At 60.7% G+C, this 14,371-nt stretch carries 11 protein-coding genes and 1 pseudogene; 8 read left to right on the top strand and 4 right to left on the bottom strand.

Annotated elements, in window-relative coordinates; translation table 11 throughout:
* Positions 1 to 11: 11 nt before the first annotated feature.
* The 6 genes from GVL50_RS04470 (at position 12) to GVL50_RS04445 (ending at position 6,821) form a co-directional block, all read left to right on the top strand.
* Positions 12 to 875, top strand: a complete 864-nt coding sequence (locus GVL50_RS04470; RefSeq protein ID WP_008088437.1) for a LysR family transcriptional regulator — start codon at positions 12 to 14, stop codon at positions 873 to 875.
* 221 nt (positions 876 to 1,096) lie between these two features.
* Positions 1,097 to 2,173, top strand: coding sequence for a putative 2-aminoethylphosphonate ABC transporter ATP-binding protein (locus GVL50_RS04465; RefSeq protein ID WP_158833592.1), 1,077 nt, complete (start codon positions 1,097 to 1,099; stop codon positions 2,171 to 2,173).
* Complete coding sequence (locus GVL50_RS04460) at positions 2,173 to 3,897, top strand: putative 2-aminoethylphosphonate ABC transporter permease subunit (RefSeq protein WP_159811905.1); 1,725 nt, start codon at positions 2,173 to 2,175, stop codon at positions 3,895 to 3,897. The genes GVL50_RS04465 and GVL50_RS04460 overlap by 1 nt, the downstream gene beginning before the upstream one ends.
* Before the next feature lie 35 nt (positions 3,898 to 3,932).
* Positions 3,933 to 4,958, top strand: a complete 1,026-nt coding sequence (locus GVL50_RS04455; RefSeq protein ID WP_053124777.1) for a putative 2-aminoethylphosphonate ABC transporter substrate-binding protein — start codon at positions 3,933 to 3,935, stop codon at positions 4,956 to 4,958.
* 169 nt (positions 4,959 to 5,127) lie between these two features.
* Positions 5,128 to 6,261 carry a TIGR03364 family FAD-dependent oxidoreductase gene (locus tag GVL50_RS04450; RefSeq protein ID WP_159811904.1) on the top strand — a complete coding sequence of 378 codons (1,134 nt, stop codon included), beginning with the start codon at positions 5,128 to 5,130 and terminating at the stop codon, positions 6,259 to 6,261.
* Positions 6,261 to 6,821, top strand: coding sequence for a phosphonate degradation HD-domain oxygenase (locus GVL50_RS04445; RefSeq protein ID WP_159811903.1), 561 nt, complete (start codon positions 6,261 to 6,263; stop codon positions 6,819 to 6,821). Before GVL50_RS04450 ends, GVL50_RS04445 begins: the two co-directional genes overlap by 1 nt.
* A gap of 66 nt (positions 6,822 to 6,887) precedes the next feature.
* Here the strand turns inward: GVL50_RS04445 and GVL50_RS04440 are convergent, their stop codons facing one another.
* The 3 genes and pseudogenes from GVL50_RS04440 to GVL50_RS04430 form a co-directional block, all read right to left on the bottom strand.
* Positions 6,888 to 8,033, bottom strand: coding sequence for an integrase core domain-containing protein (locus tag GVL50_RS04440; protein WP_159811932.1), 1,146 nt, complete (start codon positions 8,031 to 8,033; stop codon positions 6,888 to 6,890).
* Between the two features lie 232 nt (positions 8,034 to 8,265).
* A pseudogene (locus GVL50_RS04435) lies at positions 8,266 to 9,562 on the bottom strand (GTPase/DUF3482 domain-containing protein).
* Positions 9,555 to 10,928 (bottom strand): DUF2868 domain-containing protein, encoded by a 1,374-nt coding sequence (locus GVL50_RS04430; RefSeq protein WP_159811902.1) that lies wholly within the window; start codon positions 10,926 to 10,928, stop codon positions 9,555 to 9,557. The pseudogene GVL50_RS04435 and the gene GVL50_RS04430 overlap by 8 nt, the downstream one beginning before the upstream one ends.
* Positions 10,929 to 11,013: 85 nt before the next feature.
* Between GVL50_RS04430 and GVL50_RS04425 the strand changes: the two genes are divergently transcribed.
* Entirely contained in the window at positions 11,014 to 11,526 is a 513-nt protein-coding gene (locus GVL50_RS04425) for a dihydrofolate reductase (protein ID WP_159811901.1), read from the top strand.
* Positions 11,527 to 11,636: 110 nt separating this feature from the next.
* Here the strand turns inward: GVL50_RS04425 and GVL50_RS04420 are convergent, their stop codons facing one another.
* Positions 11,637 to 13,028, bottom strand: a complete 1,392-nt coding sequence (locus GVL50_RS04420; protein ID WP_053124765.1) for an L-cystine transporter — start codon at positions 13,026 to 13,028, stop codon at positions 11,637 to 11,639.
* Positions 13,029 to 13,269: 241 nt separating this feature from the next.
* On the opposite strand from GVL50_RS04420, the gene GVL50_RS04415 reads away from it, so the two are divergent.
* Complete coding sequence (locus tag GVL50_RS04415) at positions 13,270 to 14,331, top strand: haloacid dehalogenase-like hydrolase (RefSeq protein WP_159811900.1); 1,062 nt, start codon at positions 13,270 to 13,272, stop codon at positions 14,329 to 14,331.
* Positions 14,332 to 14,371: the final 40 nt, after the last annotated feature.

Genomic DNA, 14,371 nt, shown 5'->3' with positions numbered 1-14,371 from the left:
GAGGAAGAGTTGTGCTGAGTGCCGAGCTGAAAGCGTTTTACATGGTCGCCCGCCTGGGCAGCATCACGCTGGCGGCGAAAAAACTCGGCCTCAGCCAACCGACCGTGACCACCCAGATACGTAATCTGGAAAGTCAGTATTCGGTGGAACTGTTCTACCGTGGCGGCCGGCGCCTGAGCGTCAGTGATGAAGGCGCGCGGTTGCTGCCGATGGTCAAGACGCTGTTGCAGCAGGAAGCCGACATCGAGTTTTTCCTGCGCAACAGCGGTCAGGTGCAGGGCACGTTGCGCATTGCCGCGACAGCGCCGTATTACATTCTCGATCTGGTGAAGACCTTTCGTGAGCGCTTGCCGCAAGTGGAGGTGTCGGTGGAAATCGGCAACTCGCAGCAGGTACTCGAAGCGCTGGAGGATTATCGGGTGGATATCGCCGCGTCGTCGCAATTGCTCGATGACGCGCGGTTGATTCGCCGGGTGCTCGGTACTGATCCGCTGGTGCTGGCGGTGCATCGCAATCATCCGTTGGCTGTGCAGGAGCATGTGACGTTGAGTGCGCTGGCCGGGCATACGTTGTTGATGCGTGAGTCGGGGTCGACCACGCGGCGGTTGACCGAAGAATTGCTGGCGAGTGCCGGGGTGAGTTTCGGTCCGTTGCTGGAGATTGGCAGCCGTGAGTCGATTCGGGAGGCGGTGTTGCGCAATATCGGCATCAGCATCATTGCCCGGCAGGAAGTGCCGCATGATCCGCAGTTGCGCGTGCTGACGATCGAGAATGCGCCGCAGATTCCTGAGTATCTGTATTGCCTGAAAGAGCGCAAGGGCGCGCGGTTGCCTGCGGCGTTCCTAGGCCTGGCCCAAGAAATGTCCCCCGCGTAATGATCGTTCCCACGCTCCGCGTGGGAATGCAGCCCGGGACGCTCTGCGTCCCAAGAGCCGAACGCGGAGCGTCCGATGAGGCGTTCCCACGCAGAGCGTGGGAACGATCTCTGGTGAACCAAAATCCCTGAATACCACTATCAGCAGTTTTTGCCTCGTTGCCACATGACGGACGCATTACAACTCTAGGATTGGCCCCATCTGCTTGATGAGGTCTGTCCATGAATCCTGCCATCGCAACTGCCCTGACCAACCCCGGTGCGCCGATGAAAGTGCGCGGCGTGCAGAAACGCTTCGGCGCGTTCACCGCGCTGGATAACGTCTCCCTCGACGTCGCTGCCGGTGAACTGGTGTGCCTGCTCGGCCCGTCGGGCTGTGGCAAAACCACGTTGCTGCGCTGCATCGCCGGTCTGGAGAAACAGGACAGCGGCGAGCTGTACCTCGGCGATCGCGACGTTTCGCACCTCGCCCCGCAGGCTCGCGACTACGGGATTCTGTTCCAGTCCTACGCGCTGTTCCCCAATCTGACCGTCGAAGCGAACATTGCCTACGGCCTCGCCGGCAGCGGTCGCGACGAAGTGCGCCGTCGCGTCGGCCAGATGCTGGAACTGGTCGGCCTCATCGGCAGCGAGAAAAAATACCCCGGCCAATTGTCCGGCGGCCAACAGCAGCGTGTCGCACTGGCCCGTGCTCTGGCACCAGCTCCCTCGCTGCTGTTGCTCGATGAACCGATGTCCGCCCTCGACGCCCGCGTCCGCGAGCATCTGTGCACCGAACTGCGCCAGTTGCAACGCAACCTCGGCATCACCACGCTGATGGTCACGCACAATCAGGACGAAGCCATGCTGATGGCCGACCGTATCGCGGTGATGAACAACGGCCGCGTCGAGCAGTACGCCACCCCGCAGGAAATCTACAACCGCCCGGCCACGCCGTTCGTGGCCGAGTTTGTCGGGCAGGGCAACTGGCTGCCATTCCAGCGCAGCAGCGACAGTCACGCGCAGGTCGGCGGGATGAACCTGCGCCTCAGCGACGGCAGCGTCCAGCGCGCTTCGGGCCGTTTGTTCTGCCGCCCGGAAGCGATCAACGTCAACCCGCCGGTGCACGAAGAGAACCTGTTCCCGGCCAAAGTCCGCGAGATCACCTTCCTCGGCAACCGCTGTCGCATGAGCTTCGAACTCGATCAATTGCCTGGCCACGCCTTGCTCGCCGAACTCGCCCCGGAAGCCATGCCGCGCCTCGGCGCCCAGCAAATCATGGTCGCCTTGCCGCCGCGCAGCCTGCAGGTGTTTGCCTGATGAACAGCAACCTCGCGCTGCCGCTACCGCACAAGCAGGTGCGACAGTCCTCGAAAGCCGAGATCGGCGACCGAATTTTTGTCGTCGGCGGCAAAGTCCTCCTGCTGGTGTTGCTCGGCGTCGCGGTGTTGCTGCCGTTGCTGGCGATCTTCTGGCGTGGCTTCAGCAACGAGGCCGGGCAGGGCGGTGGCTGGATCGCGGCGAAGGAGATGGTCACCAGCGCGAATTTCCACTGGCTGCTCGGCAACAGTCTGAAAGTGTCCCTCAGCGTTGCGGCCATCGTCGTACCGCTGGCTTACCTGTTTGCCTACGCGCTGCAACGCACAATGATTCCGGCGAAGGGCATCTGGCGCGGGATTTCCTTGCTGCCGCTGATGGCGCCGTCAATGCTGCCGGGGATTGCACTGGTTTATCTGTTCGGCAACCAGGGCATGTTGCGCGGACTGCTCTCGGACAACATCTACGGGTTTTGGGGGATTGTGCTGGGCGAGGTGATTTACACCTTCCCGCATGCGCTGATGATTCTGCTCTCGGCATTGTCGCTGGCCGATGCGCGATTGTTCGATGCGGCGTCGAGCATGGGCGCCAGTCCGGCCAAAGCCTTTCGCAGCATCACTTGGCCGGCGACGCGGCAGGCTGTGTTCGCTGCGTTCTGTCTTGTATTCACCCTGACCATCACCGATTTCGGTGTGCCAGTGGTCGTCGGTGGCGACTATCAAGTGCTGGCGCTGGAAGCCTACAAAGCCGTGGTCGGCCAACAACAATTCGGTCGCGGCGCGTTGATTGGCATGGTGCTGTTGCTGCCGGCGCTGTTCAGCTTCGGTGTCGATGCCTGGCTGCGTCGGCGTCACGGTGACTCCATGAGCGGTCGGGCGCAGGTGTTCAAACCGGCGCCGTCGAAGCTGCGTGATGGCTGCTATCTGGCGATTGTTTTGCTGATCAGCGCGGCGTTGATTCTGGTGTTCGGCATGGCGGTGTTTTCGTCGCTGGTGAAGTTTTGGCCGTACAACCTGTCGCTGTCGCTCAATCATTACCAGTTCAACGAAACCGCTGGCGGTGGCTGGCTGGCTTACAGCAACAGTTTGAAAATGGCGCTGGGCACGGCGTTGATCGGCAGCGTGCTGATCTTCACCGGCGCTTATCTGATGGAGAAAACCCGCGATCAGCGCGGCCTCAACCTGGCGTTGCGCATGCTCAGTTTTGTGCCGATGGCGGTGCCGGGGCTGGTGCTCGGTCTGGGTTACGTCTTCTTCTTCAACCTTACGGGTAATCCGCTGCACGTGCTGTACGGGACGATGACGCTGCTGATCGTCTGCACCATTGCGCACTACCTGACCACCGCCCAAATGACCGCGACCACTGCATTGCGCCAACTCGACGCCGAGTTCGAAGCCGCCGCGCTGTCGCTGAAGGCGCCGCTGTATCGGCATTACCTGCGCGTCACCGTGCCGATCTGCCTGCCGGCGCTGCTGGACATTGTGCGCTACCTGTTCGTCTCGGCGATGACCACGGTTTCTGCCGCGATCTTCCTCTACAGCCCCGACACCATCCTCGCGGCGGTCGCAGTGCTGAACATGGATGACGCCGGCAACGTTGGCGGCGCGGCGGCGATGTCGACCCTGATTCTGTTCACCTCGGCGGGCGTGTCCTTGCTGCTGGCGTGGGCTTCGCGCGGCTTGCTGCGCCGTTCTCAAGCCTGGCGGCAAACCGCGCCCGGTCACTGATTCACACCCTCAACTCAAAAGACAGGATACCGATCATGTTCAAGCCTTTGGCCCTGGCCGCTGCTGTGCTCGCTACTTTCAGCCTGAATGCCTTCGCGGCAAAAACCGAGTTGACGGTGTACACCGCCCTCGAAGCCGAGCAACTGAAGTCCTACAAAGAAGCCTTCGAAAAAGCCAACCCGGACGTCGAGATCAAATGGGTGCGCGATTCCACCGGGATCATCACCGCCAAACTGCTCGCCGAAAAGGCTCGCCCGCAGGCTGACGCGGTGTGGGGCCTGGCGGCTTCGAGCCTGGCGATCCTCGACCAGCAAGGCATGCTGCAAAGCTACGCGCCGAAGGATCTCGGCAAGATCGGCGCGAACTACCGCGACGCCGCCAACCCGCCAGCCTGGGTCGGCATGGACGTCTGGGCCGCGACCATCTGCTTCAACACTGTCGAAGCCGAGAAGCAGGGTTTGACCAAGCCAGTGAGCTGGCAGGATCTGACCAAGCCTGAGTACAAGGGCAAGATTGTTATGCCGAACCCGGCGTCGTCCGGCACCGGTTTCCTCGACGTCAGCGCCTGGCTGCAAACCTTCGGCGAGAAGCAGGGCTGGGCGTACATGGATGGCCTGCACCAGAACATTGGTCAGTACGTTCACTCCGGTTCCAAGCCTTGCAAGTTAGCGGCGGCGGGCGAGTTTCCGATCGGGATTTCCTTTGAATACCCGGCGGTACAGCTGAAGCGTCAGGGCGCGCCGCTGGACATTATTCTGCCGAAGGAAGGTCTGGGCTGGGAGATCGAAGCGACTGCCGTGATCAAAGGCACGCCGCACGAAGAAGCGGCGAAGAAACTGGCTGACTTCTCGGCGAGTGCTGAGGCGATGGATTTGTACAAAGAGAACTTCGCTGTTCTTGCACAGCCGGGGATCGCCAAGCCGCAGACCGAATTGCCGGCGGATTATGAGCAGCGTTTGATCAAGAACGACTTTGCCTGGGCCTCGAAGAATCGCGACGAGATCCTGACTGAGTGGCGCAAGCGTTATGACGGCAAGTCCGAGAAAGTGGCTGCCAAGTAAGATCTTTATCGACTGACAGGGCCCCTTCGCAAGCAAGCTCGCTCCCACACTGATCGTTCCCACGCTCCGCGTGGGAATGAATCCCGTGACGCTCCGCGTCACTATGGACGCAGAGCGTCCTTGGCTGCATTCCCACGCGGAGCGTGGGAACGATCATTGAGGTAGCTTCATGACACACCACAAAGACCTGCTCATCGTCGGCGCCGGCATTCTGGGCCTGTCCCACGCCTACGCCGCCGCCAAACGCGGCCTCAAGGTCGCCGTTTTCGAACGCACCGCCACCCCCCTCGGCGCTTCGGTGCGCAACTTCGGCCAGGCCCTGGTCACCGGCCAGCCCCCCGGCCCGATGCTTGAACTGGCCAAGGCCAGCCGCGAGATCTGGGGCGACTGGGCGCAACTCGCCGGGCTGCAAATCAAGCGCAACGGCTCGTATCTATTCGCCAGAACCGAAGTCGAAGAACACCTGCTCGAAACCTTCTGCGCCACTCGCGCGATTGAACACGGCTACAACGTCGACCTGCTGCGCGGTGCCGCCCTGCGCGATCTCTACAACGGCCAGTTCCGCCATCACCGCGCCGCGCTTCATGGCATCGACGATCAACAGCTGTATTCGCGCGAAGCGATCCCGGCGCTGATTGATTACCTGCGTCGCGACCTCGGCGTCGAGTTTCACTTCTCCACGCTGGTGCGCGACGTAGAACCCGGTCACCTGCACAGCACCGCCGGCAGCTTTACCGCCAAGCAGATCATCGTCTGCTCCGGTCATGATTATCAGACGTTGCTGGCCGAGCCAATCGCCGCCCTCGACCCGCAAATCTGCCGTCTGCAAATGCTCCGCGCCAAACCGCAGATCGATCTGAATCTGCAACATGCCTTGCTCACCGGCCTCAGTTGCGTGCACTACGGCGCCTTCGCTGATCTGCCGGAAGCGGCGGCGGTGCAGGCGCAAATCCTCCGCGAACAACCGCATCTGCACGACAACGGCATCCACCTGCTGATCAGCCCGACGCCGTACGGCGAACTGATCATCGGCGACTCGCACCATTACGGCAGCGACGCTTCACCGTTCAATGCCGAGCAAGTGGACAACTGGATGATCGAGCTGGCCGAGCAAACACTGAGCTGCAAGGTGCAAGTGGTCGAGCGCTGGCAGGGCGTCTATGGTTCTCGGGGGCCGGGGCCGTTTTCGTTGCTGCGCCCGGCAGCGGGGCTGAGTGTGGCGCTGATGCACACCGGCGTCGGCATGAGCGTCGGCCCGGCGATGGCCGAACGCAACGTCGCACAGTTGTTGGAGGAAATTTGATGACAGGTCACGAGCAAACCGTCGCCAAGGTATTCGCGCTGTACGAGCGCTTCGGCACCAGCGATTACATCGGCGAGCCGGTGTCGCAGATCGAGCACATGTCCCAGGCCGCTGAACTGGCGATCGCCGAGGGTTTTGATGATGAAGTGGTGCTCGCGGCGTTCTTCCATGACATCGGCCATTTGTGTGGCGAAGGCGCGGAGAACATGGGCGGCTATGGCGTGGTCAGTCATGAACGGCTGGGCGCGGATTATTTGCGTGAGGCCGGTTTCAGCGAGCGTATGGCGCGGCTGGTGGAATATCACGTGCAGGCCAAGCGGTACCTGACATTGCGTGAGCCGGGGTATTTTGATCGGCTGAGTGAGGCGAGTCGGCGGACGCTGGAGTATCAGGGCGGGGTGATGACGGAGGCTGAGGCGGAGGTGTTTGAGCGGGATCCGTTGTGTGCGGTCAGTTTGCGGATGCGGCAGTGGGATGAGTTGGCCAAGGAGATGGCGGTGCCGGTGATTGATTTGGCGGTTCTCAAGCGCAAGGCTGAGGTTTTGTTGTCGGCAGGGTGATTGTCGCCCTCACTGTAGAGACCGGTACATCCTTTACAAATTAGACCGGGGACATCGTTTACACCTTTACAGGCTTGAAACGCGTTTGGCGCCCCTTTCAAGCCTGCCTAAACAGTGGCTGCAAAGGTACAGTTCCCAAGCATCATCAGCCACCTCCTTCAGCGCGATGTCCTCTCCAATCAGAGCCTCTCCTAGAAAAATCAGCTGTCCTTTCCATTTAATTTCCCCATTTGACCGAACCTTGCGCACTTCAACATCGGAACCATATTCAAGCGCAGGCAAGTAACCGGGATAAGCGCGTATCGACGGGCTATAGACAGATGCCGGTGGTTTCATGCCCAGCGCGGTATGCGGTCGGTGGTGGTTGAAGTCTTGGATGAAATCCTGAAAAGCCAGTTGCTGGCGCACCAGGTTTTCCGCCGGTGGCACTGCTGCCTTTAACGTTCGATGCATTCGTTCATGTCGACCATTTTGGTCGGGACGGCCAGGCGTAATCGTTTCGACATGGATTCCAAGCCTGATGAACCAAACCGATAACTTCGAAAGTCGCGCCAGACCTGTCGACGCGAAAGGAGCGCCATTGTCAGTGCGGATCACATCCGGCAGCCCATATTCTCGAAAAGCCCACTCGAAGCCTTCCCGCGTCGGCGCTCCGTGCGTACTGGGCAAAGCGCGACAGACGAATAAAAAGCGGCTCATCTGATCGGTTATGGTCAGCGGATAGCACCAATTACCGTCCTGCATTTTGAACTGCCCTTTGTAATCAGCACACCAAGTCTGGTTGGGCGCGTCGACCGGACGCAAATGTGTCGGAGCACGGGGACGCGGGGGATAGGGCCGTCGCGCCACCACCAAACCAGCTTTCTTCAGCCACTCCCCGGCGGTACTCGCCGCCGGCCATTGGATATGCGAATCGGAAACGCGCAGGCGATCAATGATCTGTTTGGATCCCCGATCGGGATGTTCGTTTTTCTTGGCCAGCAACTTGGCGATGATTTCGTCGGGCGTTTGATGAGGACAGTTCAACGGCTTGCGCGATTGCTCTTTCAAGCCATCTACGCCCAACGCTGCGTATCGTTCCAGCCACTTGTCGATGGTCGGACGGCTGACGCCATAGCGCCGGCTTAATTGGCTCTTGGTGTAACTGCCGCCAAGCCAGTCGCTGACTAACTTCACTCGTTGATCCATTGGGGACTCTTGATTCCAGGGCATGGTCAGCACCTCCTGACCATAATTGATACCTGTAAACCATGTCCCCGGTCTCAAACGTAAAGGATGTACCCGGTCTTTACCCACCCCAGCCCTCTCCCGGAGGGAGAGGGAGCCGATCTTCATGCCTTTCAAAACCTGAGTTCGACTGGATATCTCAGGTCGATCTATGACGGAAGAACAACACGGTCAGCTCCCTCTCCCTCCGGGAGAGGGCTGGGGTGAGGGTCGGCGTTTACAGCTCAAGCACTTTCTCCACCAACGCCTCAATCTGCTCCTGCCTTTCCGCCTGATTCAACTTCGCCTGCGGATTCAACGACGACCACTGCGGATGCGCCCGCGCCTTGTTCAGCGCCTCCGGCAACTTGCCCTCACGCCAGGTCTTATCCTGCGGAGTAGCCACCTGAACCGCATCCATCGCCGCATGCCCACGCTGATCCAGCGCCAACACCAACTGCCGCTGACGCAGCGCCAACAGCCGCAATACCCCGTCATCCACCGTCAGTTCACGCTGCCCTTTGATCTTGCCGAGCAAGCGACTGCCATAACTACGCGCCGTCTGCAGCGCACCCCCGGCAATCGCCCCCGCCAACGCCGCTGCGCCAAGGGTAATCCCGCCAACCAGCAAATCCACCCCAACGCCCATCGAGCAACGGCAAATCACTCGCCGCGGCATCCTGCGGACGAAACGCATACAGCTTGAGCAGCGCCTCAACACACTTCTGCTCGCGCTGACGGACAGCCTTGCGCAGTTCGCTGATGGCTTGCTGTTCCTGCGCAGCTTCGCTGACCACACTGCGCCGGCACGCCGCACAGTCGATCAACAATTCAGCAATCAACCGCGCCGCACTTTGCTGACGCGCCAGGCGCTGAGCCTGTTGATCAGCAATCAACCGTTCCAGTTGCGGACGATCATTTTCCAGCAGCAGCGCAAGGCTTTCATAGAGCCGCCGCTCGCCATCTTCAGGCGGCGCCACGCTGTCGAAACGCACCAACGCATGCAGCCCCAGCCGCGCCAGCGCCTCGCGCCAATCCGGCTCGCGATGGTTGGCGCTGCTGACAAAATTCAGCACCGGCAGCAGCGGTTTACCGCAACTGGCGAGCACTTCCAGTTCATCACGGTACTTGGCCAGCACCGGTTCGCGCGCGTCGATCACATACAAACCGGCGTCGGAGGCGAGCAGTTGCCGCAGCACTTTCGCCTCCTGCTCGAAACGCTGACGTGCCTCGCTGCCGTCGAGAAACCGCGCCAGCCGCGCCGGGCCATCGAGGCGTTCGCCGGGGCGTTCCAGGCGCTCGAGAAAATCCAGCAGGGCGATGGCATCTTCCAGCCCCGGCGTGTCGTAGAGGTCGAGCAATGGCTCGCCATCCACTGACAACCGCGCGCCTTCGACATGCCGTGTGGTGCTTGGGCGATGAGACACTTCGCCGAAGCCGACATCGCGGGTCAACGTGCGCAGCAGCGAGGTTTTACCGACGTTGGTGTGGCCGACCACCGCGAGTTTCAGCGGCGCTTTCCAGGCATCAGTCATGACCCGTCTCCAGCCAGTTCAACGGCGCGCAATCGGCGAACGGCAACTCCAGTTGTTGCAGCGCTATGTGCCAGTCGCCGAGGCGTTCACCATCCAGCGCTTCACCGGGCGGTGCTTGCAGCAGCCAGACGCGAGTCTCGCCCGCACTGCGCGCCAGTTCGGCGATCAAGGCGAGGCTGCCGCGATCCGGCGAGCGCCGTGGGTCGCAGGCAATCGCCAGACGTGCCGGCGGGAAGCGACTGAGTTGTTCGAGAAGTTTATGGCGTGATTCGCGGCTGTCGAGGATGCCAGCATTGCTGACATTTTTCGGCAGCGCGGGCGGCCATGGACGTTGTTCATCGAGTTCGATGGCGACCAGCAATGCGCCTTCGCTGGCGAATTCGCCAACACTGCTTTCGACGCGATGCAGTTGCGCAGGCTCCGGATCGTTGACGCCGAGGCGTTCGCTGGTCGGCATCAGGCGTTCACGCAATTGCGCATAGCCGGGCAGATTCAGGTCCAGACGCAGCGCGGTTTTGCCGCTGTTCCAGCGCCAGAAACACAACAGCGTCAGCAGCAGACGCGGCAGCACGCCGTACACCACCAAAACGCCAACCAGCCAGGTCGCCCAGGCCTGACGGGCGCTTTCGATGTCGAGCGCACCGTCGCCGCTGGCGCGGATCATCTCCACCGTCGGCACGTTGAAGCCGAGCAGCGACGGTAGATACCCCAGCGCGTGAGTGACATGGATAAAGGTGTCGGCGCTGAGAATCGTGGTTTCCCAGACGAAGCCGTAGCGCCGGGTCGCCATCAGCGTCAGCAGCAGAATCAGCGCGTTGAGCATCGCCAGCAACCACAAACCGTTGACCAGCGTACCGAGCGCCCAGCGATTGAGTTTCTTGCGTTGCAGCATCAGCAGCAGGGCGGGCGCCAGTTGCGCGGCTTTGGCGTCGCGGGCCAGTTTTTCGCTGAGCCACAGCCACAATCGTCCGAGCGTGGCGCCGTGTTCGCCGGCAAAGATCAAGCCCAGCAACCAGCTCAGCAGCAGAATCAGGTTCAGCCCGAGCAGACTGCCCAAGGCCCAGAACACATTGACCGGCGTCTGGCCGAGTGCGGCGAAGGCCAGACCGGCGCCGCTCAATACCGCGAAGATCATCAGCAACATCAGCGCCAGACGCGCGCCTTGCAGCCAGTGTTTGAGTGCGGCCGTCAGCCCGTCACGTTCGGCCAGCCATAACGCGCGGCGTTGAATGCGGCTCGGCAGATCGCCGCCGGCCGCGCGCGCCAGTCGATTGGCTTCCAGATCTTCCAGCGGGCCTGCGTGTTCTTCGCGCAGGCGCACGGTTTCGGTGAGCCAGAGGTTTTGCAGTGGAGTCAGTTCAGTCACGCGGCATCCCGTCGCTTAATCCAGCGCTGAGCATAACCGCTGTGGCGCTTATCGGGGTAAGCGCGGCTCTGGTATCCTCGCCGGCATGACTAAATCACTCCCCCTCAGCCTGATCGCAGCCCTCGGTGAAAACCGCGTGATCGGCGTCGACAACAGCATGCCCTGGCACCTGCCGGGGGACTTCAAATACTTCAAGGCCACGACCTTGGGCAAGCCGATCATCATGGGTCGCAAGACCTGGGATTCGCTCGGCCGACCGTTGCCGGGGCGCTTGAACATCGTGGTCAGCCGTCAGGCCGATCTGGTGCTCGAAGGTGCGGAAGTGTATCCGTCGCTGGAAGCCGCAGTGGTTCGCGCCGAGGAATGGGCGAAAGAGCAGGGCGTTGATGAGTTGATGCTGATTGGTGGCGCGCAGTTGTACGCGCAAGGGCTGGCGCAGGCGGATCGTCTGTATCTGACGCGCGTGGCGTTGAGCCCGGAAGGGGATGCGTGGTTTCCGGAGTTTGATTTGAACGACTGGAAACTGGTGTCGAACGTTGAAAACCCGGCGGTTGAAGATAAGCCGGCGTACAACTTCGAAGTCTGGGAAAAAGCCTAAATTGTGGCGAGGGGATTTATCCCCGTTGGGTTGCGCAGCAGCCCCAAAATAATGGGGTCGCTACGCAACCCAACGGGGATAAATCCCCTCGCCACAAGTATGTGTTGCAGTTAAGCCTGAGCAAGCTCCGCATGCTCATCGGCATCCAGCAACTCTTTATCGGTCTGTTGCATCACCTGACTGGTAATCGCACCCGCCGTGATCGAACCACTCACGTTCAACGCCGTGCGCCCCATATCAATCAGCGGTTCAACCGAAATCAGCAATGCCACCAATGACACCGGCAAACCCATCGCCGGCAGCACGATCAGCGCCGCGAACGTCGCGCCGCCACCGACACCGGCCACACCGGCCGAACTCAGCGTCACAATCGCCACCAACGTCGCGATCCACAGCGGATCCAGCGGGTTGATGCCCACGGTCGGCGCAACCATCACCGCCAACATCGCCGGGTACAGCCCCGCGCAACCGTTCTGGCCAATCGTCGCACCGAACGATGCGGCAAAACTCGCCACCGACTGCGGAATCCCCAGACGACGCGTCTGCGCTTCAATGCTCAGTGGAATGCTTGCCGCGCTCGAACGGCTGGTGAACGCGAACGTCAGCACCGGCCAGATCTTGCGGAAGAATCGCAGCGGATTGATCCCGGCCGCTGACACCAGCAAACCGTGTACGACAAACATCAGGCCCAGACCCAGATACGACACCACGACAAAACTGCCGAGTTTGATGATGTCCTGCAGGTTGGAACCGGCGACCACTTTGGTCATCAGCGCCAGCACACCGTACGGGGTCAGCTTCATCACCAGACGCACCAGACGCATCACCCAGGCTTGCAGGGTGTCGATGGCGTTGATCACTTTCTGACCTTTCTCGACGTCATCCTTGAGCAGTTGCAGCGCGGCGACCCCTAGGAATGCGGCGAAAATCACCACGCTGATGATCGACGTCGGCTTGGCCCGCGCCAGGTCGGCGAACGGGTTTTGCGGGATGAACGACAGCAGCAGTTGCGGCACATTCAGGTCGGCGACCTTGCCGGCGTAGTCGGTCTGAATGGTTTGTAGACGAGCCATTTCCTGGGTGCCGGCGACCAGACCTTCGGCGGTGAGGCCGAACAGGTTGGTCAGGCCGATGCCAATCAGCGCGGCAATCGCGGTGGTGAACAGCAACGTGCCGATGGTCAGGAAGCTGATTTTGCCCAACGACGATGCGTTGTGTAGACGCGCCACGGCGCTGAGGATCGAGGCGAACACCAGCGGGATTACGATCATTTGCAGCAACTGCACGTAGCCGTTGCCGACCAGATCGAACCAGCCGATCGAGGTTTTCAGAATCGGGTTGCCGGCACCGTAAACGGTGTGCAGCGCCACGCCGAAAGCCACGCCCAGAGCGAGTGCGAGCAGGACTTTTTTCGCCAGGCTCCACGTGGTGTGGCGGGTTTGCGCCAGACCGAAGAGCAGGGCGAGGAACACCAGCAGGTTGAGAATCAACGGTAGGTTCATGAGAACTCCAGAAAGACTTTGCCAACAGCCTTCCGGGGCTGCTGCGAACCGGCAAGCCTAACAGCTTGATTTGCAATGATTTAATACCGAAATCTTAGGGCGTCCGTCGTTTTTGGAATAAGCGCTTGTCGCTCTCGGCAATGCATCTGGCGCAAATAGCGGCGTGGGCGGTCGCTGACAGACGAGGACTGTCATACACATTTGTTAGCGTCGATGCTTTTACATCAGGGAGAAAGCGTCGATGAAATTCGCACCGAAATTTCTGGCTGTCGCACTGGCTGTGGGCATGGGCCTGGCTTCTCAGGCTTTCGCCACCGACCTGAAACACTGGCCGGCGGATCAGGCGAAAGCGCTGGACGCGATGATCGCGGCCAACGCCAACAAAGGTAACTACGCGGTGTTCGACATGGACAACACCAGTTACCGCTACGACCTCGAAGAGTCGTTGCTGCCGTTCATGGAAAACAAGGGCCTGATCACCCGCGACAAACTCGACCCCTCCCTGAAACTGATGCCGTTCAAGGACACCGCCGACCACAAGGAAAGCCTGTTCAGTTACTACTACCGACTCTGCGAAGTCGACGACATGGTCTGCTACCCGTGGGTGGCGCAGGTGTTTTCCGGTTTTACGCTCAAGGAACTCAAAGGCTACGTCGATGAGCTGATGGCCTCGGGCAAACCGGTGCCGGCGACTTATTACGAAGGCGATGTGGTCAAGAAGCTCGACGTCAATCCGCCGAAAATTTTTACCGGCCAGCAAGAGCTGTACAACAAGCTGATGGAGAACGGCATCGAGGTTTACGTGATGACCGCGGCTTCCGAGGAGCTGGTGCGCATGGTCGCGGCGGATCCGAAGTACGGCTACAACGTCAAACCGCAAAACGTTATCGGCGTGACCACGCTGCTGAAGAACCGCGAGACTAACGAACTGACCACCGCGCGCAAACAGATCACCGCCGGCAAATATGACGAGAAGGCCAATCTGGGGCTGGAGCTGACGCCATACCTGTGGACGCCGGCGACGTGGATGGCCGGCAAACATGCGGCGATCCTCACTTACATCGACGAGTGGAAAAAACCGGTATTGGTCGGTGGCGATACGCCGACCAGCGACGGTTACATGCTGTTCCACGATGTTGATGTGGCCAAGGGCGGGATTCACCTGTGGATCAACCGCAAGGACAAGTACATGACGCAGTTGAACGGCATGATGGCCAAACACGCAGCGGCGCAGGCGAAGGAAGGGTTGCCGGTGACGGCGGACAAGAACTGGGTGATCGTCAAGCCTGAAGAAATCCAGTAACCCCCTGTAGGAGCTGCCGAAGGCTGCGATCTTTTGATCT

The organism is Pseudomonas sp. 18058 (assembly GCF_902706155.1).
Classification (GTDB): Bacteria; Pseudomonadota; Gammaproteobacteria; order Pseudomonadales; family Pseudomonadaceae; genus Aquipseudomonas; species Aquipseudomonas rustica.
This window is presented reverse-complemented; position numbering and strand designations above follow the sequence as displayed.

Excerpts from the sequence above, each read along its gene's own strand:
- GVL50_RS04465 (WP_158833592.1), top strand. The coding sequence starts at position 1,097 with ATGAATCCTGCCATCGCAACTGCCCTGACCAACCCCGGTGCGCCGATG.
- GVL50_RS04460 (WP_159811905.1), top strand. The coding sequence starts at position 2,173 with ATGAACAGCAACCTCGCGCTGCCGCTACCGCACAAGCAGGTGCGACAG.
- GVL50_RS04455 (WP_053124777.1), top strand. The coding sequence starts at position 3,933 with ATGTTCAAGCCTTTGGCCCTGGCCGCTGCTGTGCTCGCTACTTTCAGC.
- GVL50_RS04450 (WP_159811904.1), top strand. The coding sequence starts at position 5,128 with ATGACACACCACAAAGACCTGCTCATCGTCGGCGCCGGCATTCTGGGC.
- GVL50_RS04445 (WP_159811903.1), top strand. The coding sequence starts at position 6,261 with ATGACAGGTCACGAGCAAACCGTCGCCAAGGTATTCGCGCTGTACGAG.
- GVL50_RS04440 (WP_159811932.1), bottom strand. The coding sequence starts at position 8,033 with ATGCCCTGGAATCAAGAGTCCCCAATGGATCAACGAGTGAAGTTAGTC.
- GVL50_RS04425 (WP_159811901.1), top strand. The coding sequence starts at position 11,014 with ATGACTAAATCACTCCCCCTCAGCCTGATCGCAGCCCTCGGTGAAAAC.
- GVL50_RS04420 (WP_053124765.1), bottom strand. The coding sequence starts at position 13,028 with ATGAACCTACCGTTGATTCTCAACCTGCTGGTGTTCCTCGCCCTGCTC.
- GVL50_RS04415 (WP_159811900.1), top strand. The coding sequence starts at position 13,270 with ATGAAATTCGCACCGAAATTTCTGGCTGTCGCACTGGCTGTGGGCATG.